Source organism: Mucilaginibacter sp. P2_A4 (assembly GCF_056405015.1).
This window is the reverse complement of sequence record NZ_JBFUCX010000001.1, coordinates 13,234-35,285: the sequence shown is the minus strand read 5'-3', so window position 1 is coordinate 35,285 and position 22,052 is coordinate 13,234. Positions and strand designations below refer to the sequence as shown.

The window sequence follows — 22,052 nt, the reverse complement described above, 5'->3', positions numbered from 1 at the left end:
TATCAACTAACATGAGATACCATATTGGAATCAAATACTGCCCGGTGAAAAACGGGAGTCAATGGCTTTTCCTCAATGCGATCTTCAAATAGCTTAAAAAGTATCTCTGCTGCTTTTACACCCTGTTTCCGGGGAAACTGTTCAATGGATGCAAGAGGCGAATTATCCATAAAGCTCCAGATGGGTGAATTGGCAAAACTAATAAAGCTAATGTCGCGATTAACAACCAGGTTGTTGTTTTTAACCACCGCTATTGCATCACGTGCCACATAATCATTAAAGGTAATGATAGCTGTTGGTCGTTCTTTTAAAGATAATAGTCTTTGCATGGCATAGTGATTTTGAGCCGATGACAGATCTGACGAAACAACAAGTTCGGCATTTATATCTACCTGGTGCTCACTAAGCCCTTTTTTATAGGCATCCAGTCGCTCTTTACTTGCACCCAGTTGCGAGGGGCCATTAATTAACCCGATACGACGATGCCCCTTTTCTATCAAACAATCAATGGCCTGTAACATTCCCGATTGGAGATTACAAGACGAGTAATGTATATCTTCCATACCCGGAATACGGTCAAAAAAAACAACAGGAATATTATATTTTTTCAATTGGTTAAACACTTCAAAATCCGTGGTGTTTTTACTGATGGATATGATAATACCATCTAACCGATGATTTTTCATGGTTTCCAGGATGCGCTTTTCCTTATCAGGACTTTCTAATGACTGCCCTATAAAAACGTTATAATTTTTTTTGCTGGCATAATCTTCTATCCCGCTAAGGGCCGCAGAAAAAAACGCGTCAGAAAAATCGGGAAGAATAACACCGATAGTAAATGTTTTTCGCTGCTTAAAAAATATGGCGGTTTGATTTGGCTCATAATTTAATTCGCTTGCTACCTTATTAACCCGCATGGTAGTTACCAGGCCAATGCTGGGATGACCATGAAGGGCGCGGGATACTGTTGAAGCGCTCACTTTTAAGCGTTTAGCTATCTCTTTAATTGTGGGGATCTTTTCCATTTTGTAATCAAGATTAAAACAATGAGGATTAACTATTTTGTCCAAAACACGTAAGCATTAAGCAAGAGTAAAGGATTATCATCGCCACTACCGGATTTCAAAACATCAATCCAAAGCACGAAGCGCATATTCCATTTACAGCGTAATGATTGATCATTGATAAGCGCCTTTATTTATTTGCTTATTTACAGTACGTACGTTACCATCAAAATCAGTATTACCGTTAACAATATCAGATATTACCTGCCCGCTGTTTTTTGCTGCAGAAGATGATTGCAAATGAAGATTGGGGCCGGATGTATTTATAAATAAAGGATCTGTGCCATATGTTGAACTGGCATCGGCGCTGCTGGCTGCTTTCCATGAATTATAATCGGTATAAGAGCTGCCGTTCCATGTCCACTGTGCGGCGCCTGTTGTGTAGTATAGATTGTAATCTATGACGTTACCAGATCCCTTGGCCGTGTATTTATGAATAAACATATCTGATGCTCCTCCATAAATAATGTTGTTTTTTATAACATTGTTGTTGCAATCCTCCCTGATACTGATCTCTCCTTCTATTTCGCCAAAAGCGCCCAGGGCCTGGTTATTGTTGTACAATGTATTATTCACAATGGCCGAGTTACTTGTACCGCCACCTGTGTAGTTTAAATACCCGCCCATATAGATACCAGAACACCAGCAATTATATACCAGGTTATTCCTTATGGTAACATGATCAGTAGGGAATCCATTGGTTTCGCTTACCGCGCCAATCCCCCTGTCTGTAACGGATACTTTGTTTTTTTCCACTACCACATTTCTGCCGCCATCTACATAAATACCTATAGCGCCATGCCCGCCAAGCGGCCCCCTTTTGCTTTCAATATTATAGAGGGTATTACCACTGATAACACCATTGCGGGCGTAATTAAGCACAGGATCTGCATTGGCCGAATAGCCACCGGCCGCGTCAATACCAATATTTTGGGCATTGTAAATGGTATTATTGGTGATGGTAAACCCATCAACATAGCCATTAACGGTTAAGTTTTCGCCATAGCCGGTTTTACAATCATGTATGGTATTCCCGGTAACAGTAATATTAGTTACCGGATCGGTAGTATTCCCAATAATCAGAATAGCATTCCCGCCTCCGTTAAGCGGAAGCTGGGTATAGTCAATACCGTATACGGTGTTATTTTTTATGGTAATATAATCAGAGCCGCCCTCAACCATAATGGCTTTGGGATCGCCGGTTGCGGTTTTAAGGTTACGTATTTCAAAACCATCCACCACTATAAACTTTGCCTTATCAATGGTTATCAGGGCCTCGCGGCCATTCACGTTAAAAGCACTGCCATCAATAATGGGTTTCTCGCCATGGTACGCCTTTAACGTAATGTACTTATCCATCACTCCCGACTTCGGGAATACCACTTTTTCACTATATACGCCGCCCCTTACCATTACGGTATCGCCAGGCACCGTACGGCTTAGCGCGGTATTAATGGTTTGAAAGGGCGCATCAATTGTTCCCTTGTTCGATTCTAAACCATTTACAGACACATAGTAGATATGAACGCCACCAGAAGGTGCTACAACCTCGTTGACGCTTTTTTTGCTGCAACCAAATACCTGTGCAACAAAACCAAGCATTAAAAAAACATTCAAATTAAGTTTCATAACCTTTCGTTTTTAATTAAATACACCTTACTGCTGTGCGCCCTTACTTATTTTATTATTCACTATACGTGTATTCCCGTCAATATCTGTTGTACCATTTATACCCGCTGAAATGATCTGTCCGGAATTTTTTGCAGGCGAAGATGATTGTAAATGAAGATCAGGAAGTGATGTACTCAGTAAACGGGGATCGATACCATTTGATGAATTTGCATCATTAGCGCTGGCCGCTTTCCAGGCATTTAAATCGGTATACGGCGTGCCGCTGGTGCTATTCCAGATCCACTGTGGGGTGCCTGTGGTGTAGTATAAATTGTTATCGATAATATTGTTGCTTCCTGTTGAGGTGTACTTATGAATAAATACATCAACCGGCCTGGCATATACAATATTGTTCTTTATCACGTTGCTATCGCAATGCTCGGTAAGCCTTATCTCCCCTTCTATCTCCCCAAATGCGCCCACAACCCGATCATTCTGATACAACGTGTTATTCACCACATAACAGCTTTTAGTTCCGCCTGATGTATAGTTTAAATAGTCGCCCATGTATATGCCTGTACGATAGCAGTTATACACAAAGTTGTTTCTTACAATAGTGGTTTTGGTTGCATACACATTGCTTTCGCTCACCAGCCCTATCCCCCGGTCGCTGTTATATACTTTGTTTCTTTCGATGATGGTGTTGGCACCGCCGCAAACGTAAATAGAGATAGCCCCATATCTGTCCGGACCCCAAATTTCGAGGGTTTTGGTCATGGTATTATCGTGAAACTCGTTATCGCTGATTACCCCGTTACGGGCATAATTGGTAGCAACTGCCCCACCTTTGTTCAGATTATCGCCACCGGCAACAATTATCCCTATGTTTTCTGTATCGTATACTTTATTGTGGCTAAAAATGAAGCCGTCGATGTTGCCGGCCAGCGTTACATTTTCGCTTGTACCAGTTTGGGTATCATGTACGGTGCATCCGGTAATAGCCAGGTTGGTAATTGCTGTAGTTCCGTTGCCTATTACCAGTATAGCGTGGCCGCTTCGCCAGTCGGACAGTGAGGCGTTGCTTTTTATGTTATAGATATTGCAATTTTTAATAGTGATATGGTGCGAGTCGCCGTTGATGGCTATACCCTCAGGATCAGTGTTAAAAGTTGCACTTGTAAGATTACAAATATCAAAACCATCCAACGATATAAACCTTACGTTGCTTAGTGTAACCAACGACATCCAACCCGAAACTATTATTTTGCTTCCATCTATTACAGGCCTTTCGCCGGGGTATGCTTTTAGTGTAATCAGCTTATCCATAATTCCCGACTTGGGGAACACCACTTTTTCATAATAGCTACCACCCCTAACCATAACGGTATCACCGGGCACGGCATGGCTCAACGCCGTATTGATGGTTTGGAAAGGGGAATTAATTGCGCCTGTATTAGCCTCGGATCCATTAACTGCCACATAATAAATATGAGTAGTAGCTACGGGTATCACATTATTACCGGCAGTTTTTTTGCTACAGGCAAGGGTTTGCACAGCAAACGCACACACTAACAAAATATTGATATAAAATTTCATTACGATTTTTTTATTAAGAAATACTTGCTGCTTTTAGGTTACTATGTTTATTGACACCTAAGGGCGCAAAGTATAGCCCCGCAGCAGAAACATATCTGCTGCGAGGTACCATACAAATCATAAACTATCATTCACATTGGCTCCCGAACAATAAAAGGTATTTGTTGGGATAGATGATCAGGATCTGACAGCAATAATTACCAGAGGCAATTTCAGTATGCGGATTGCCTTTATTCTGAAACTATTTTTCTTACCCTGTTATTGATTTTATCCAATACATACACTGTTCCGTTTTTATCAACAGCAACACCGGTTGGAGCGCTAAAAAGTGCGGCCCCGCCAATGGCATCAGCGTAACCAGCCGTACCGCTTCCGGCAAAAGTGCTTACATCAAAAGTGTTGGCCGTTATATACCGAATACTTTGATCCGGATTGTAACTACCTCCATCCCACGTGCCGTTACCTGCCACATAAATATTGTTGCTATTATCCACAGCAATACCCCAGGGGTAAGCAAACTTTGCTGCCGTAGCAGCTCCGTTTAAATATCCTACAACACCAACCTGCCCGGCGATGGTGCTTTCCTGCCAGGTGCTTGCTGTGAATTTTTTAATAACCTGGTCGCCGTTAATGGATACGTATAAATTGCCGGTTTTATCAAATTTTATACCTGCAGGGTAATTAAGACCAGATACAACCTGCTTGGCAGTAAATTGAGCTGTTACCTGGTAAATGTTTCCCGGGCTGGAGCAACTGGAGTAATAAACATAACCGGTAGTTTTATCTACGGCTACGCTCCATGGCGCCTGGTTTCCCCAGGCCCAGGTGGTAGCGGTGCCATCGGGAGATATTTTGCGGATGTCATAATTACCGGGATCAACAGAATATACGTTGCCCTGAGCATCAACAGCCACATCATAAGGTAACGAAAAATTTGCCGCGCTCCCTTTTCCATCCGCATAGCCCGAAACCTGTGGATTGCCAGCAAGGGTAGTTACATTCCCGGCTGTATCAATTTTTCTGATGCTATGATTTCCCGGGTCGGCAACGTAAATGTTCAGGTTGTCATCAACGGTTATGCCACAGCTCCGGTACCAGGTTTGACCGCTAAAATTAAACATGGCATCTGTTCCCTGGCCATTGGCAAAGCCGGCCTTGCCAGATCCTGCCAATGTGGTAACAGTCCTGGTATATTGGTAAGTAAAGTTACCTGCGCTTGTTGCAGTGCCTTTTCCGATGGTTACAACGATAGGCCCCGAACCCGCTTTTTTGGGTACCACTACAATCATTTGTTTGGTATTGGCCCCAATAATTTTAAGCTTTAATCCATTCAGGGTAACCGCGATTTGCGAAGTGTCTGTTGAAAAATTAGTACCTGTAATCAATACTTCTGTACCCCCGCTACCCTGCGCAGGCATTAATGTATTAATGCTGATAGGCGAATCGGCATTATGCGTAGGGAGTTTATCTTTTTTACAACTTACAAAAGCTATTATTATAAAAAGCACACCAGCAAGTAAGTATTGATTTACACTTTTTGCCATTATATTTATGAATGTTTTCATTTGAATAATTACTTGTTAATTATTTATTTATTACAAGTTCTATATTGCTTTTTCGGCAAATAAAAACTTCCATTACCACCCCGGATTTTGTACCAATGCCCTGTCGCGGTCTAACTGGTACTGGGAAATTGGGAACAGGTACATTTTATTGTTCCACACTCTTTTTTGAAAAAGCGTTTTATTATATAAACCTGTAAAAGAAAATCCCTGGCCCTGATCGTCCGTATTTACATTAAGGCCATAAATGGTTTGATTTTCATCAGCACCTAATGATAATCTTCTTATCAGGGTATAGTACCTGTCGCTTTCAAAACACAGTTCTACCTGTCTCTCCCTTAAAATGTATTTTCGCATTAAATCTTTATTGCCAACAGCTTCCGGGTAAACAGTCTCTATACCAGGCAAACCTGCTCTGCTCCTTACCTGATCAAGATAAAGAACGATGTTTTGATTGGACGGATCATATTCATTCAAAGCCTCTACATAATCCAGCAATATTTCTGCATACCTGATCAGTATAAAAGGCCGGTAATTGGCAGCATCCTGCCTTATATTATCGGCGGGGCTTACATTTTTCAGCACATCATATCCTGTAATATTGTTACTTGCGCCACTTGCTTTGGCGCCGGCCTTGCCATTGTAATAAAACTCAACCCTGCCTGTGCCATCAACATTAGCTGCTGATGAATAATAGTTTTTATCATCAACAGTTGGGGCAGGTAATACCGGCCGGCCGTTGTATTGGATATAGGCATAAAACCGCGGTTCGCGTTTGGCATACATATTCCATTGACCCTTATTGTGTTCCCAGTACTTATCGCCTTTGCTTTGGGCAAAATTAGTTGCGGTATATCCAGACAGCGGATCATCAATCGTTCTGCCATTATTCATATAAAATGCATCCACAATATTTTGGGTGGCATTGTACATACTATACCCACCCGGCCCTGGCGATACGCATTTGGTATATCCCCAAAAATTCCAGGAATTTCTTGAAAATATGATCTCGCTGTTCCAGTTGGTTAAGAAAAGATCCCTTACAGACAGGTAAGGATCAAACTGAGTTCCACCGTTATCAAGATTGGTAAATAGCTTATATGAACCCAAATCAATCAAAGCTTTTGCCGCATCTGCAGCTGCCTTCCATTTAGTGGCATCGTATGCTGTTGGCGCCAGCTGCTTGCCATCCTGATTTTTAAAAGAGGCAAATGCAGGATTACCGTTCCATAAAGGGCTTGCCGCCAATAAAGCAAGTTGTGTTTTTACAGCAAGGCAGGCACCTTTTGTAGGGCGGCCATAATTACTGGTTGATGGCCATTGGGCTGGCAAACTTGTCGCCGCCTGATCCATCAACTGGTTAACATAGTCTTTACATTCATCAAAAGATGATCGGGGGTATTTGTTAAAGTCGTCATTTAAACTTAACGCTTCGGTTAATTTCACAACCGGGCCATATTGTTTTATCAACTGCCAGTAAAACCATCCGCGTAAAAACCGCGCCTCTGCTTTATATTGATTTTTTAACGTTACACTTAACTGTGTGGCCGGAACTTTATCAATATTAGCTTCAAAAATAAATGACGACCGGATTCCGTTGTAGTAGTTGCCCCAATTGTCAAAATAAGCATTTACGGGACTCCAGTTGCCCACAACCATTTGCCTTACATTGGTACCGGGGATAGATACAGAAGATTCGTCACTTGCCCCCATTGCACTAAAGTCGCCCCCATCGGTTTCAACAATATAACCATATATACTATACAGGTACGATTCGGCATTAGCCCTGGTACTCCAAATTAAATCAGATGTTAACAGGTTATCCGGTTTCTTATTAAGGTAATTACAAGACGATAAAATGGCACTCAGGAACCATACCCCAACAGCCATAATTAGTATGTTTTTTTTCATTTGGAACACTTTAAAAAATACTTTTAAATTGATTTAAATCCATTATTTCTAAAACGCGGCTCTTACTCCTAAAGCAAATATCCTAACCGGCGGATAACCTGCGCCATTGGATCCGAGTTCGGGATCCCAAAGTTTGAATTTGGAGAATGTTAGCACGTTTTGACCTGTTAGATAAAAGTAAAGTGAATTGACACCTGCCTTTGTAAAGACCTCTGGATTAAACGTATAACCCAATGTTGCCTGTTTTAAACGAACAAAGCTTGCATCTTTTGACCACCAGGTACTGGGCTGATAATTATTGCTGTTTTGGTTGGAAATACCTAACCGCGGATAGTCAACGTTCTGACTGGGGTTTTCAACGGTCCACCTGCTTTCAAGGTTGGCAAGCATACCAGACGGATAGGTACCCATACCTGTAAACGGTACAATGCCTGCGCCACCTGCACCAGCACCGCTAATTGATGAACCATTTGCCATAATAATTACATTGCCGGTTCCCTGAAAGAAGAGAGAAAGGTCGAATTTTTTATAACCAACCGTAAATCCTGCGCCGTACAATATGGTGGGTATATCAGATTTACCTGTAAATACCTTATCATAGCTATTTATTACACCGTCGCCATTTACATCTCTGTATTTGATATCGCCGGGCCTTAATACTGCGCCAAACTGCGAAGGGCTTTTGTCAACATCGTCCTGAGATGTAAATAAGCCTTGAGCAACATACATCAAATTATCGCCATATTTATGGCCGGTAGACTGCTGATAGGCATACAATTGCTTAGGCTCATCCTGCTGTACAATTCTGTTATTATTATAAGTGAGGTTACCATAAAGACGCAGGGATACTTTACCTATATTCTCATTATACTCAATATTACCTTCAATACCATGGTTATTCATTTCGCCCAAATTGGCGAATACAAATCCGCTTACACCCAATATTCCCGATAACGAACCGCGTTGAACTAAAATGCTGGTTCTTCTCTCTTTATAAGCATCAATGGTGATGTTCAATTTATTGAATAGCCCAATTTCTAACCCAATATTATCTTTGGTTGCTTTTTCCCAGGTAAGGTTCTCTACCCCAATTACGGTTTCTCTAGTCCCACCATATACCGTTCCATTAAGGCCTAAACCTACAGATCCGCCACCGCCATACTGGTTGATATAAGGAAACCTGGTGATACCGTAATGAGACCCAATTTGATCATTGCCCACAAGACCATGAGATCCCCTTATTTTAAGCAGGTTAAATGTTTTTGAAAGTCCCTTGAAAAATGGTTCTCTTGAAACTACCCAGCCCCCGGATACAGACGGGAAAAAGCCGAATTTTCTACCTGGTTCAAAATTTTCTGAACCTGTGTAACCTGCATCAAACTCCAGTAAATACCTATCGGCGTATGCATAAGTAGCCCTGGCGGCTAAACCCTGGTTATTATAGGGAATAGAGTTAATAACGCTCCCGGCCGAACTCTCCACCCTCGATCTCATGTTATATAAAATCAGGCCGCTTACATGATGTTTGCCAAAAGACTGATCGTAATTAACGTTTGTTTCCAGGTACATGGTTTTCTCGGCAGAGGATGACTGGGAATAGCCTAAAAACTGGCTCCCGTATCTTGACTGGCCAAGCACCAGGTTACCCTGCGAGTCCCGGGAGGTAGCTAAAAAAAGATCATTGGTACCCGATCGGCGGTTGTCATTTTCGCTGTACGAGTCGAATGAAAACCGTGCCATAGTGCTTAGGCCGCTGGTAATAGCATCCAATTTTTGGTTAATGGAAAAAACAGACTGAACAGTAGGACGAAACTCACTGCTATAACCAGAATTTTGAATATCATTTACCGGATTGGAGCCGCCATTATTATATGGACCAGCCCAAATGCCACCGGGATATTGAATTGGAAATGCATTGGGTGGTGTTAAATACGATTCGTACCAGATATTTCCTGCAGATATGCCGGGGTAACGGCTGCTCACGAGCATCGCATCCAGGTTCATCGACAATAGAGTGGTTTTGCTTAAATCAATATCAAGGTTAGATCGGAAATCATATCTCTTAAAGTTAAGATTAGGGTTATAACCATTTTGCTTGGTAACTTTATAACTTCCATCCTGATCGTAAAAAGAAGCGGAAACATAGTACCTTACCGTTGAAGCGCCACCACTAACATTCAGATTGGTGTTGTAGCCAGGAGCCCAATCTTTATAAACAGATTTTATCCAGTTAACGTTAGGATACAGGTATGGATCTAAACCACTCGCTGTTTTTTGTATAGTTTCTTCCGAATACGCAGCCGGGCTGCCATCATTCGTAGTTGCTTCGTTATGTAGCGTCATCCATGATACCGCATCCAGCATTTTAGGCGTTCTGGTAAGGCCAGACATCGCAGCTTCGGTTTTGAAAGATATCTTAGGCTTACCTGCAACACCTCTTTTAGTGGTGATGATTAAAACCCCATTGGCACCCTTTGCACCATATACAGCCGTTGATGAAGCATCTTTTAATAAAGAAATACTTTGAATATCTTCCGGATCAATGTTATTATAAGCACCTCCGTAAGTACTGTTTACATCATCCCGCTGCACCCCATCTATAATTACAAGCGGGTTTGAATTACCTGTAAAAGTACCAATGCCGCGAATAGTAAATGAGGCATTATCATAACCAGGCTCCCCGCTTCTCTGCATGGATATAACCCCAGCCACTTTACCCGCCAATGCATTAGACAGGGAACGGTTCGGAGTCATTATATCGCCTACATTTACCGTAGTAACAGCTCCTGTTATCGTTAGCTTTTTTTGTTTACCGTAACCTACTACAACTACTTCATTTATACCCTTGGTATCATCAAGCAACTGAACAGTTATGGACGATAGTGCCCCGGTAACAATAATTTCTTTGGCGACGAAACCGGCAAATGACACAACAAGAACGTTATTAACATCTGCCTCGATAGTAAATCTACCCTCGCTATCAGTTACAACCCCTTTATTGGTGCCTTTAATACGCACACTTGCACCGGGCAAAGTAAGCCCTTTTGAATCAGTAACAACACCCGAAACCTTTATGATAACCGGTGTTAACTGTGGTGATACGTCAAGAGGTTTAGATTTAATTATAATTGTTTTCTCGTTTATACTATAGCTAAACGGCTGGTCTTTAAACGTTAGTTTTAATACTTCCTCTAATTCGGTATTCAGAACACTAATACTTACCGGGTTAGCCTGCTTAATTACCTTTGAATTATAGAAGAAATCATATCCGCATTGTTCCCTTATTTCTTTAAGAACTTTTTCCAGAGGAGCATTTTTTTCTGATAATGTAATTTTTTGTGCGTAACCTGAAGCACTTGCCTGAAGTATGGTTGCTACCAACAAAATGATGGATAGTTTCATAATCAACAAAGCTTTATTTTTTATACAGGGGACCCTGTATAAACTTATTTCATAACATTTCATACATTTGAACTTGTTTGGGTTTAAGGTGTAATTGGACTACGAATTTAGTTTCATGGTAAGCCCTAACTTTTTAGTCGGGAGTGTTCGAGCACTTCCGGCTTATTTTTAGGTTACCTTATGCAAGTAATTATCACGGCATAATGATAACTCTCCTTCCTTCAATTTTAGTTTTAACGTTTCCTGTTTGCTCTATGATCTTCAACGCCTGGGCCAGGTCTTTTGACCGCGACACCATCCCCCCAAATCTTAAATTATCTACATTACCCAAATATTCTACATCAACATTATACCAGCGGGCAAACTTGCTCATGATGCTTTTCATGTCTTCGTCAACAAAAAGAAAATAGCCATTTTTCCAGGCAACTGCTTCTTCGGTGTTAACTGGTTGTACAGAAAATGTATTATTTAAATAATTAATATTGGATTGCTCGCCTGGTTTCAACAATTTAGATTGGTTGGACCCAATAGATAATACCTTAACAGAACCTTCTAATAAAGTAGTTTTAACCGAAGCCTCATCAATGTAGGAACTGATGTTAAAATGTGTGCCTAAAACCTCAACCACCTGCTTGTTACTTACAACCCTGAATGGTTTATTTGCATTTTTAGCAACTTCAAAATAGGCCTCACCGGTTAATTCAACCTTGCGTACGCTGCCGTTAAAATTTATTGGGTAACGAAGTAAAGAACCCGCATTTAACCAAACTTTTGAACCATCAGGTAAATCAACCTGGTACTGGCCACCTTTTGGGGTTTCAATAGTATTGTATGCCAGCTGAGTTGGAGTGGCCGAATTAGATGGAACATTTTCAATAGTATAAACCAATTGACCATTGGCAGCTTTGGTGATTTTTACACCTGATTGTTTAGCCAATTCGCCGGTAGCGACATCATCCAGGGTGATTTTTGAACCATTAGCTAAGGTTAATAAAGCTTTATTACCTCCCGGAGCAATAGTGTGTTTATTTAAAGACCGGGTTTTATTTTTGGTTAGTAAATAGGAGTTATTATGCTTTAAGTAAAAAAACACCGAAGAGGAGGCAACCAAAAACAAAGCTATAGATGCTGCTACGAACCACCTTCTCAGAAAAATAATTCTTTTAGATGCAGATTCGCGCGTTTTTATCTCCGACAATACCTTGCTATAAAGCTCAACCTTAGCTACGTTTTCATCGCCCATTAAAAGCTCATCCCATTTCAACTCGTTTTTTTGGAGTGTGCTATAATAGTTTAACAAAAGCTTTTCCTCTTCTGCCGTAGCCTGGTTTGAAAGGTATTTATTTATTAAGTTTAGCAGTAGTTCTTTTTCCATTGGGTAGTTATTATATGTAAGTACCCCAAAGCAGGGTGTACCCCCAAAGAAATTTTAAATATTTCTAAATCATTAACAAATCATGAAATTTTCTAAAATCAAATAAGAAATAAAAGAGGGGAAATAAAATTCAGCGCAGGCAGAAAACCATCAAAACCATCGCCCGCATAACATAATAGCAGCTAAGCAAACAAAATCGCCCAGGGTTTTACGCAAACGATTCAATGCTACAGTTAATTGATTTTCAACTGTTTTTGGGGCGATGCCAAGCCGTTCGGCAATTTCTTTGGTTGATAAGTGCTCTTTGCGACTCATAACAAATATCTGACGACATTTCTCAGGCAATTCAGCAATGCCCTGCTCCAGCAAACGGTTAATATCTTTCTGAGATAAAATATCCTCGCCGCTGTTATTGCTAAAAAGTTCTTCCAGCCGGTTAAAGAGATCGGCCCTTACTTTACCAGACCGAATAACATTAAACACCTGGTAACGCACAGAGGTATATAAATAGGCATTTAAAGAAGTGAGCTGAAGATTAGCTCGTTTCATCCATAGGTTTACCAATACTTCCTGGGTAACATCTTCAGATACCTGCCTATCCCTAAGAATATTGTATGCTGAAAGATAGAGCTTGGACCAATATTTATTATAGATACGTTCAAACGCCGCAAGGTCATTCTCTTGGATCAATGCTATAAGTCTCTCATCTGACAATAACTGAACTTCCGGGCTATTCATTCCGCATTATAAAATTTCTAATTGGCAACTTCAAAGAAAGTGTTTTTTGTTGTTTTAAAATATTAAAATTCTTAACTATTATGATTTCCGCTTAGTTTTAGCAAGGAAACCTGCATTTTCTTTAAACCCTTACTCATCAATCTTTACAGTCTTTATCGCGTGGCCGATTTGCCCGGCGTTTTGAATAAAGACATCAAATTTGTTGTTTTGAGTAAATCTAATAGTAAATAAAATCAAAAAAACACTAAAATAAAAGTGAATGCCGAATAAAATTCCGGAAAGTGAAAGTTTTTTAAATTGTTTATAAACTGTTTAATCTATCCTGCGAAATATGAAGAATCTCAGCTGCATCTTTATTCTTTAACTCCCCGATATCAAAACCATCCAGTATTTTTTCAAGCTGACGTAGTTTATCTTGCTGATTTCTTTTTGTAAAGTCCTCCTTCAGCACATTAATTTTTTCATAATCCTGGATACCTTCAGTCAATCGTTCAAAGCGGATAGAAGACCGCAAACCCGGATAAACCAAATAAGCATCTCCAGATGACCATTGTCCAAATCGGGTATCATGTAAAGCATCTTTTGTCCAGCAGTTGTAAGCCCACCTCAAATACCCATCATATCCTTTGTAAGCTGCATACCAAGCCAGCCAAACAGACTCTGCAGGTGCAGAAAAGGTGAACGTATTGGGATGCCCCTCGGTGCAACAGGTATAATAGGTAGTATTAAATCCGGCTTTTTTACGTGAAAGCATGGTTGCGCTATCTATCACTTGGTTTGAGGCCACGCTATAGTCCACCAAATCGTTCTCAATTTCATGATGATAGTTACCTGCCAATGAAATTTTAAAATCTTTATTAGCGCTTTTAATTAAGGCTATCGCTTTTTGCATATCTGCCATAGGCCTTTCGTCCATAGCAATGGTAGTTTTAGCAAACCATCCTTTATCCTTAAGATGTTTGGCAAAATCAGCCAGCATGGGGCGCCAATGTGCATCGTATTCTGGTGTACCGGGTTTGGCTATGATTAGGGTATCCTTTTTCAGAGCCTCATCATAATAATAAAACTTCAAATTCCAGGGGATCATGCTATAACAATTGATAAACTTATTGATTCCCAATGACATCATAAAAGTTACCCATTTGTCAAAAATTGTATAATCATAACTCCATGAACCATTCTTATTTTTAGTCCATTTCACCATTGATCCGTAAATATCATACGTTTGGCTATTCCACGGATCGTGGATAAGTGTAGTGGTAATGGATTTCTGACCGGCATTTGCCAGCATTTTCATATAAGGGCGCATTACATCAAAATGTTGTTTGGACCAGGCTTTTACGCCATATACCCGGGAAACCGAGTATGGATTTTGCCACAGATCCAAATGAAATTTCCAGTATTCGGGTGCAGGCAGCGTATGATTAAGCACTTCTATGGTATAATACAAAAGAGCTGAATACTTATTTTTCCCTTCATTAACTTTCACATAACCTTTATAAGTACCTTCAACCGCATTAGGAGGAACCTTAATGCTTAACCAAACTGGCCGGGTAGTATTTTTAGTTACCGGGAGAGATTTTACCGGATCAATAACATCCTCTACAAGAGATGAATCATGACCGGCCTGGATACCGCAGCCTCCTCCTTCACTGTTCAGGCCATCGGCCATTACATAACGTACAAAGTTTGCACTGATATTTTCTACCGGAATTTTATGCCCTTTACCATCTTCCAGCTTACTCCATTCAAAACTTACTTGTTCCAGGTTACGGGTAGTCCATACCAGGAATTGTGTATGCACTTTTTCTCCTTTCCAGGCTTTGGTTTGCCATTGGGTTTGTAATGGAGATATGGCAGGTGCATTGCGTTTATCATAACGAATATCCGCTGAAGCAAAACTTACATAAACACCCGGTTTTAGCGAGTTCCAGCTTTCTTGCTGAACCGGTTTCGGATCAGCAAGCTCCCGGTAATCCCCATCAGTTTTAATCTGCGCCGAAGCAACAGCACTAAATAACAACAGTATTACTGTAAATTTCATCTTCATATTTTGTTGCTTTATGATGGAACGGCTGATATTTATTTTCAAATTTCATTTCCCCAAAAAATTCAGGCAGATGAAAGTCAGGCTCGGTAGATTTAATATTATTCCAGGCCAAAAAGTGAGGGTCAGGCAGGTCATCACCACATTTATAAAAATTAACCCGGCACTGCTGATCATTTAACGATGTAACTAAATGATGATAAAACACTTCGAAAGGTATCATCAGGGTAAGTTCCCAGCCTATATTGCCCTGCCCATCATTATCCACCAGCTTTAACAGGCTCTGATGCCTTATCGTCATTATAACTGTTTCTGGTAATAACTTGCGGTTTGTTCTTTTTGCTCCAAAACCTACCATACAGGTACCTGCACAGTTAAATTCAAAATTGTAATATTCCCGTTCATCGCCAAAAGCAACAAAAAACTCCACACAACTATCTTTATAAACAGGCTCATTAGGTTGTTTATAGATTGCCCTTACCGATTTTTCGCTTACATAGTATTTTAAAAAAATGCAATCGTCGCCATAAGCTATTGCAAAGCGAACATCAGGCTTATATTCATAACCGGCCCATGGCGCCATTCCAATAATATTCGTTTCATGACTATCCAACAAAAAAGACAGATGAGCTATAGGGCTTACCCTACTTACCGCCCCTAAAAATGGTACTGTGAGTGCCTTCATTTAATTTCGGATGCTAATTGCCTGTATGTTTTTGCTACGCTTTGAATTATTTGATCTAAAACACCATACGCTTCTTCCAGCTTTTTAAGTAACTGAAATTGTACCCTGGTACGCTGTAAATTATGTTCGGGAAAACGGATCTTGTAGTAACCATCACCTTCCAGGTAATCCGTCAGGAAACGTACACCTTGCATATAAGGTATTAATAAAACCCCCATTGAAAGTGATTCAACTTCGGTATCCGACAAAAAGCTACCAGCACTTTTAAGATACCCCTCAGCGTAGGCTTTAAACAATGGGATACTTAAATCTATTTTTGAAAGATCGTCCTCATCTTCCGATGCTGTATTGATAATAGTGCGGATAGCATCGCCAAAATCATACGCTACATAGCCAGGCATAACGGTATCCAAATCAATTACACACTGTTCACGATCATGCATATCAAGCAATATGTTGTTGAATTTAGTATCGTTGTGCGTAATACGCAGCGGTAGTTTTCCTTCTTTTCCTAAATTCAAAATAGCAACCATCGAACCAGCCCTTTCAATTACAAACGTTAATTCGGACAAGACATCTTTAACCCGATCTTTCGTATCAGCCAATACCGCTTTATTTAAGCGGTCGAGCCGCATGGCGATGTTATGAAAATCGGGTATAGTTTCGTAAAGTAAATTGGCATCAAGGTCTGATAATAATAATTGGAATTTACCAAATGCCTTACCCCCTTCATAGGCCTGTTGTTCGGTCAATACCAGGTCGTAACTCTTGGTATCTTTCAAAAAATTATACATCCTCCAGTAGTTGCCCCCGGCATCACAAAAAAAACATTGCCCATCCCTGGTCCAAACCATGGTGAGTACTTCTTTTGCGGGATTGGAACCCGGAATTTGGATCAGCTTTTTTTTAAGATGATCGGTTACAAGTTGAACATTCCTCATCAAGGCCGGAACATTTTCAAACACATGGTGATTGATACGCTGAAGCAGATAGCCGGGCAATTCGGGGTCAGTAGTTTTAACGTGAAACGTATCATTAATATGGCCAGAACCAAACGGGACAATAGTCCCGACATTTCCTTCGATGCAAAAATTTGATACTATTTCAGAGATATTATATGTCATTTTTTCTTCTATGCTTATTTTAAATCAATTCCCGGTTCATGTAATGTATACGCACACATTAAACTATCTATAATCTTCGAAAACAAATATAAAAATATTAATGTGTTCGCACACACTTTTATAAATTTTAGAAAAAATAATTTCACAATTCAAATACCCGTCAATTATTTTAAATTGACTTTATTTTTTTGAGGCAATCAAATACCACATTCGGAAGGTTCAAAATAAAAAATCCATAATGAATTACATGTCAAATGCAATTGATTATGGATAAGGGGTGTGTAAACGCGCAGAAAAGCACGAGTTGTGTGTCATGAATTAATAACGCTCTCAATTCCGGTATTGCCGCAGTGAGGGTAGTTCTTATTTTTTCGTCAGTTTGTATCTTAAGTGAGTTGTTAAGTCTGATGGTATTACTTCTACAATTTGAATATCATATTTATCATTGTCAATGCCGTCAAACAGCCGGATACCACTGCCTAAAAAAACGGGGGCAATATGAATGAAAAATTCGTCCACAAGCCCTGCATTCAGGTATTGTTGAATAGTATCTGCACCACCTTGTATCCTAATGTCCTTTCCTTTGGCTGACTGTCTTGCTTTTTCTAATGCGCTTTGTATTCCGTCATTAATGAAGTAAAAAGTTGTTGTCCCTTTTTGAACCCAGGGCTCCCGTTTTTCGTGTGTCAAAACATAAACATCTGTTTTGTATAAATCTTCTTTCCAATGAACTTCGCCTTCTTCAAACATTCGTTTTCCCATAATGTAAGAACCTGTTCTTGCAAACACATCATCAATTAATTTACTGTCTTCACCGTATTCTTCACCACCTTCCATATTGATGTGTTTCCAAAATGCTTTTTGTTTAAACATCCATTGGTGAATTTTTCCTGAAACGCCGCCCATTGGGTTTTCTGGGCTCCTGTTATCGCCTGCGAAAAAGCCATCAAGTGATATTCCGCTGTCAAAGATAATTTTGCTCATTTTTTTATTTATTTTTCGTCAAGTTAATTTTTGTCCGTTGGTTTTGTTGGCACTGCAGCCCTGCACTTATCGCTAAATCAATTATTTTAAATACCGGAGCACAACAATCCCCGACTTAAAAACCATCGACCCAACCAATTTTAATTGTAATTTCTCTTGAAGGTTGATGCCTTCAAACCACCGTCTGCCTTCTCCTATAACTATCGGGTGAACCACAAAATGATATTCGTCAATCAGTCCAAGTTCTGCAAGTTGCAAAGGAATGGTTACCCCACCGGTTAAAATATTTTTGCCCTGTTCCTGTTTCAGCTTAACTACTTCGTCATGAAGACTTGTGCGTACAATTCTTGTTTTGTTTCCTTCAGGGCTGCTCAATGACTTCGAGAAAACAATAATTTTGTTGACAGCATCAAATGCCTGGGCAAATTCAATATCTGCTTTGCTATCCCCGGAAGCATTTTTTGCCACATCGGGCCAATAAGGAACCATCAATTGATAAGTTTTACGCCCGTAGAGAAATGTATCAGCATCCCGCGTGAGCTGAATAAAATACGCCATCGTTTCTTCATCGGGATAGAATTTGGTATGGTCGCAGCAACCATCTAAGGTTGTGTTGATTGCGTAAATCACATTTCTCATTTAATTGGTTTTGATTTTTATAATCTGGTTTCCGTAAAGGCCAAAAATAAAATACTGCGGATATCATGGTGAGGGCAATTCGCGACAAAAAAAGGGCGTTTATGCCAAAAGTGCCATCGTCCCATCTGAAACGATAAAACAGTATCATCAAAAGAGAAAAATTACAATAGGGTCACCAAATTTAATATTTAGTTGAGAAAAATATCAAACAAGGAGTAAGCGAATGATCAAATATCTAAATAAACTGTATCCTCATCATCTATGTAATAGTTTACATTTTCTTTGGTAACTATATCCAATGGAAGATATTTGATAATAGGAACTTCTTTTTTAAATACCAGGTGATCGGTTAACTGGTAGATGCCCCAGTAGCCCTGTCCTTTAGGGTTTTGATTTATCAAAAAGCTAATTGCCCCTTTATTCAGAAAATATAAATTTTGAGGCAGTAAATCATATCCTATTATTTTGATATGCTTTATATGACGCTGCTCCAGGTGCTTTGCAATTTCATGGGCTTTAGATGTGGTTACAAAAACACTGGCTATATCAGGTGTGCTATCAATAATGGCATCCAGCTGCGTTATAAACAAGGCTGCATTTGCCCTGTTTAATTCAATCCGTAAAATATTATACTGGTGCTCCAGGTTGTTTTGCGAAAAATAATTACGAAATCCCTGCTCTTTTTTTAAAAGGTGGGCAGCATTACTTATTTCTTCATCTATATGAGCAATCAAGATTGAACAAGGATCTGACTGGCCGTAATGAATAAGTTTGCCAGCCAAAAAACCACTCTGGTAAGAGTCCTGACCAATATAGCTCAATGGCTCACACTCGGCAATTTGGGTATTAAATAATACAAACGGGATTTCGGCCGCTTTCCATTTTTCAAAAAAGGGCAGCGTTTCCCGATAAAATATAGGCGATAAAATTATACCATCCGGTTTATCATTGGTTAACTGATTGGCATTTGCTATAAAAGATTCTACATTGTAAGGGTCAAATACATATTGCTGAACTACAATGCCATATTGCTTCAAATCTTTCTCTGCCTTTTCAATTCCTGCTTTGGGAGCGTACCAATAAGAATCACTTTTATGATCGGGTATTAATGCAGCAATTTGATATATTTTGTTGGATCCCAACGCCCTCGCCATAAGGTTGGGCTCATAATCCATCTCTTCAATAATCTTCAGTATTTTCTCTTCTACTTTTTTTGATACCCGCCCCCGCTTATGCAGTACCCTATCAACTGTACCTGTTGAAACCTTTGCTTTTTCGGCAATATCTTTAATGCGTACAATTTTGTTCTTCATATTAAACCTTCATGTAAAAAAGATAGCAAATGTAATTTAATATAGTTTTATCACATTACTATTGCTATAATTTAGCTGCGGCTTAGCGTTTTCAGTAATATTTAACCGGAAGTAGAATACCATTTACAATACAGACCAGGCTCTTGATTATTGGGAAAAACAATCAAGAGCCTGGTCTGTATAAACGAAAGCGGAGCCGCTATTTTTTGAGATAAGGAACCAAAGCAATTGCCAGTTTTTGATAACCGGCCTCATTAGGGTGCAAGCCATCGCCGAAAAGAGATTCATCAATATTTCCGGCACTATTAAGCAATAACTTTCCCGGGTTAATAAAACGAACCCGCATCTGACTTGCCAATTTAGAAATGGCTTTATTAAGTACTTCTATCCGTTTTTCCTGTGCTCTTCTCGGTAGCAAACCCGACAAAAGAATTTCAGTTTTGGGCTGGCGCACTTTTACTGCCTCTACCAGTAATTTTAATCCTTCTATTATTTCCTGGTCGCTATTACCAGACAGGTTATTGGTGCCTATCATAACCATCACCTTATCGGCATTAAAGCCATCTATTTCTTCATGGTATACGCGCCACAATACATTCTCCACCTGATCCCAACCAAAACCGAAGTTTTTTACCCCTAATGGCTCCAGGTATTTATCCCATGAGTTGGCCCCCCTTGCTAAAGGAGCCTTTGGTATGCCACCCCAATAATTAAGAATAGAGTTACCAAGGAATACAATTTTTGGTGAATCTGTTTTAATAAGCGTTAGTATTTCATTATGCCTGTTTCGCCAATCATAATAACCATCTCTGCTTTGCACAACCGGCACCGTGGTTGAATATTTCCCCGTTGGTTCATTAATAATCGCCCGTATAGTTTTCTCATAAGCGATGGCATATTTTTGCATCCCAACATCATTGGGATGCAAACCATCAACCGTTGAATTAATATCAAATCCAATTTCCTTATTGGTTAATAAATAAACGCTTTTCGTTCCTGCAGCAATCAGCTTTGAATAAGTAAGCCCCAGCACTTTATTAACACGATTATAACCGGTAGTCCTGCCGGTATCTAACATACCATCAACATTGCCCTCACTATGCTCTACAAGCAGTATGGGCACCAGCGGATGCTTCTCTTTTAAACTTTGTACTGATGCCAGTAAACGTTTTTCTATCTCCTGGTCAGAAAAGCTTACTAAATTGGGCATACAATCAAGCACATATATTTTTGCGTCAATCTCTGCCATCAGGTCAATAACTGATTTTTCAAGCAGTCCCGTACCTGAAAAGCCAAGGTTCACCAGCGGGCGGTCAAGCGCGCGTTGCAAAATCGCGGTCCATGCTAAACCGGGTCTTGATGCGCAGCCACCCTGTGCAATGGATGTTCCGTACACAAGCACAGGTTTTTCTTTAGATAAAGGCATGAAATTAAATGCATTGCCACCGGGAACATCTATTTCAAGCCAGGATACTGAATTATATAGTGGTAAAAACAGCCTGTATTCATAGCTTCTCCCAGGAAAAGCGGCACTCACTTGTATGTTTGAAAAACGATAAGTAATGGTATCCTTAAATGAAAAACTACCGGGAGCTAGGCACCATTTTCCATTAGGATCAAGCGCGTAAAGATCAAGGCCACTTACTCCCGTGGCAGGCATGTGCGACATTGCAAAATCACCCTTTACTTTATAACGGATAACCAGGTTGGGCGCATCTGTTTTAAATTTGATATATAAGCCGGCACTGCTGTGCGAAATATTCCACACATTAGTATTTAATTCCTTTTGGGCACGTGCCGGAAACCTATCATAGGTGACTGCAGTTTCCGTTGGCCATGCCTGCCCCTCTATAACCGGGAAGCCTGCTGTGGCAGGGTCAAGCCATTTATACGTTGCCGTTGTTTGCGAAAAGGATGCTGTACAGAAAAAGCAAAAGAATAATAAAATCAGTATTGATATCCGTTTCATTAGTAATTTATTTAAAGGCAATATTGCTATAA

The 22,052-nt window shown here is 40.0% G+C and carries 15 protein-coding genes; all 15 read right to left on the bottom strand.

Annotated elements, in window-relative coordinates:
• Positions 1-2 precede the first annotated feature (2 nt).
• The 15 genes from AC1DYB_RS00130 to AC1DYB_RS00060 all read right to left on the bottom strand — a co-directional run bounded on the left by AC1DYB_RS00130 (position 3) and on the right by AC1DYB_RS00060 (position 22,020).
• Positions 3-1,025, bottom strand: a complete 1,023-nt coding sequence (locus tag AC1DYB_RS00130) for a LacI family DNA-binding transcriptional regulator (protein ID WP_477431361.1) — start codon at positions 1,023-1,025, stop codon at positions 3-5.
• Positions 1,026-1,178: 153 nt separating this feature from the next.
• The gene (locus AC1DYB_RS00125; protein ID WP_477431359.1) at positions 1,179-2,693 is read right to left on the bottom strand and encodes a right-handed parallel beta-helix repeat-containing protein; all 1,515 of its coding nucleotides are present in this window, start codon (positions 2,691-2,693) and stop codon (positions 1,179-1,181) included.
• A 27-nt stretch (positions 2,694-2,720) separates the two neighbouring features.
• Complete coding sequence (locus AC1DYB_RS00120) at positions 2,721-4,271, bottom strand: right-handed parallel beta-helix repeat-containing protein (protein WP_477431357.1); 1,551 nt, start codon at positions 4,269-4,271, stop codon at positions 2,721-2,723.
• A 230-nt stretch (positions 4,272-4,501) separates the two neighbouring features.
• Complete coding sequence (locus tag AC1DYB_RS00115; RefSeq protein ID WP_477431355.1) at positions 4,502-5,836, bottom strand: IPT/TIG domain-containing protein; 1,335 nt, start codon at positions 5,834-5,836, stop codon at positions 4,502-4,504.
• Positions 5,837-5,908: 72 nt separating this feature from the next.
• Entirely contained in the window at positions 5,909-7,744 is a 1,836-nt protein-coding gene (locus AC1DYB_RS00110) for a RagB/SusD family nutrient uptake outer membrane protein (protein ID WP_477431353.1), read from the bottom strand.
• Between the two features lie 48 nt (positions 7,745-7,792).
• The gene (locus tag AC1DYB_RS00105) at positions 7,793-11,146 is read right to left on the bottom strand and encodes a TonB-dependent receptor (RefSeq protein ID WP_477431351.1); all 3,354 of its coding nucleotides are present in this window, start codon (positions 11,144-11,146) and stop codon (positions 7,793-7,795) included.
• 193 nt (positions 11,147-11,339) lie between these two features.
• Entirely contained in the window at positions 11,340-12,521 is a 1,182-nt protein-coding gene (locus AC1DYB_RS00100; RefSeq protein ID WP_477431349.1) for a FecR family protein, read from the bottom strand.
• Between the two features lie 150 nt (positions 12,522-12,671).
• A complete protein-coding gene (locus AC1DYB_RS00095) occupies positions 12,672-13,259 on the bottom strand; it encodes an RNA polymerase sigma-70 factor (protein WP_477431347.1) in 588 nt (195 codons plus the stop codon).
• Between the two features lie 301 nt (positions 13,260-13,560).
• Entirely contained in the window at positions 13,561-15,309 is a 1,749-nt protein-coding gene (locus AC1DYB_RS00090; RefSeq protein ID WP_477431345.1) for a DUF4091 domain-containing protein, read from the bottom strand.
• Positions 15,272-15,991, bottom strand: coding sequence for a carbohydrate-binding family 9-like protein (locus AC1DYB_RS00085; protein ID WP_477431343.1), 720 nt, complete (start codon positions 15,989-15,991; stop codon positions 15,272-15,274). The genes AC1DYB_RS00090 and AC1DYB_RS00085 overlap by 38 nt, the downstream gene beginning before the upstream one ends.
• The gene (locus AC1DYB_RS00080; RefSeq protein WP_477431341.1) at positions 15,988-17,115 is read right to left on the bottom strand and encodes a phosphotransferase enzyme family protein; all 1,128 of its coding nucleotides are present in this window, start codon (positions 17,113-17,115) and stop codon (positions 15,988-15,990) included. The genes AC1DYB_RS00085 and AC1DYB_RS00080 overlap by 4 nt, the downstream gene beginning before the upstream one ends.
• A 363-nt stretch (positions 17,116-17,478) precedes the next feature.
• Positions 17,479-18,099: a dihydrofolate reductase family protein gene (locus AC1DYB_RS00075; RefSeq protein WP_477431339.1), complete on the bottom strand. Its 621-nt coding sequence runs from the start codon at positions 18,097-18,099 to the stop codon at positions 17,479-17,481.
• 81 nt (positions 18,100-18,180) lie between these two features.
• Positions 18,181-18,738, bottom strand: coding sequence for a dihydrofolate reductase family protein (locus AC1DYB_RS00070; RefSeq protein ID WP_477431337.1), 558 nt, complete (start codon positions 18,736-18,738; stop codon positions 18,181-18,183).
• 227 nt (positions 18,739-18,965) lie between these two features.
• Positions 18,966-20,051, bottom strand: coding sequence for a substrate-binding domain-containing protein (locus AC1DYB_RS00065; protein ID WP_477431335.1), 1,086 nt, complete (start codon positions 20,049-20,051; stop codon positions 18,966-18,968).
• Between the two features lie 199 nt (positions 20,052-20,250).
• Positions 20,251-22,020 (bottom strand): SGNH/GDSL hydrolase family protein, encoded by a 1,770-nt coding sequence (locus AC1DYB_RS00060; protein ID WP_477431333.1) that lies wholly within the window; start codon positions 22,018-22,020, stop codon positions 20,251-20,253.
• Between the last annotated feature and the right edge of the window lie 32 nt (positions 22,021-22,052).

Coding starts and splice junctions, on each gene's coding strand:
- AC1DYB_RS00130 (WP_477431361.1), bottom strand. CDS start 1,025: ATGGAAAAGATCCCCACAATTAAAGAGATAGCTAAACGCTTAAAAGTG.
- AC1DYB_RS00125 (WP_477431359.1), bottom strand. CDS start 2,693: ATGAAACTTAATTTGAATGTTTTTTTAATGCTTGGTTTTGTTGCACAG.
- AC1DYB_RS00120 (WP_477431357.1), bottom strand. CDS start 4,271: ATGAAATTTTATATCAATATTTTGTTAGTGTGTGCGTTTGCTGTGCAA.
- AC1DYB_RS00115 (WP_477431355.1), bottom strand. CDS start 5,836: ATGAAAACATTCATAAATATAATGGCAAAAAGTGTAAATCAATACTTA.
- AC1DYB_RS00110 (WP_477431353.1), bottom strand. CDS start 7,744: ATGAAAAAAAACATACTAATTATGGCTGTTGGGGTATGGTTCCTGAGT.
- AC1DYB_RS00105 (WP_477431351.1), bottom strand. CDS start 11,146: ATGAAACTATCCATCATTTTGTTGGTAGCAACCATACTTCAGGCAAGT.
- AC1DYB_RS00100 (WP_477431349.1), bottom strand. CDS start 12,521: ATGGAAAAAGAACTACTGCTAAACTTAATAAATAAATACCTTTCAAAC.
- AC1DYB_RS00095 (WP_477431347.1), bottom strand. CDS start 13,259: ATGAATAGCCCGGAAGTTCAGTTATTGTCAGATGAGAGACTTATAGCA.
- AC1DYB_RS00090 (WP_477431345.1), bottom strand. CDS start 15,309: ATGAAGATGAAATTTACAGTAATACTGTTGTTATTTAGTGCTGTTGCT.
- AC1DYB_RS00085 (WP_477431343.1), bottom strand. CDS start 15,991: ATGAAGGCACTCACAGTACCATTTTTAGGGGCGGTAAGTAGGGTAAGC.
- AC1DYB_RS00080 (WP_477431341.1), bottom strand. CDS start 17,115: ATGACATATAATATCTCTGAAATAGTATCAAATTTTTGCATCGAAGGA.
- AC1DYB_RS00075 (WP_477431339.1), bottom strand. CDS start 18,099: ATGAGCAAAATTATCTTTGACAGCGGAATATCACTTGATGGCTTTTTC.
- AC1DYB_RS00070 (WP_477431337.1), bottom strand. CDS start 18,738: ATGAGAAATGTGATTTACGCAATCAACACAACCTTAGATGGTTGCTGC.
- AC1DYB_RS00065 (WP_477431335.1), bottom strand. CDS start 20,051: ATGAAGAACAAAATTGTACGCATTAAAGATATTGCCGAAAAAGCAAAG.
- AC1DYB_RS00060 (WP_477431333.1), bottom strand. CDS start 22,020: ATGAAACGGATATCAATACTGATTTTATTATTCTTTTGCTTTTTCTGT.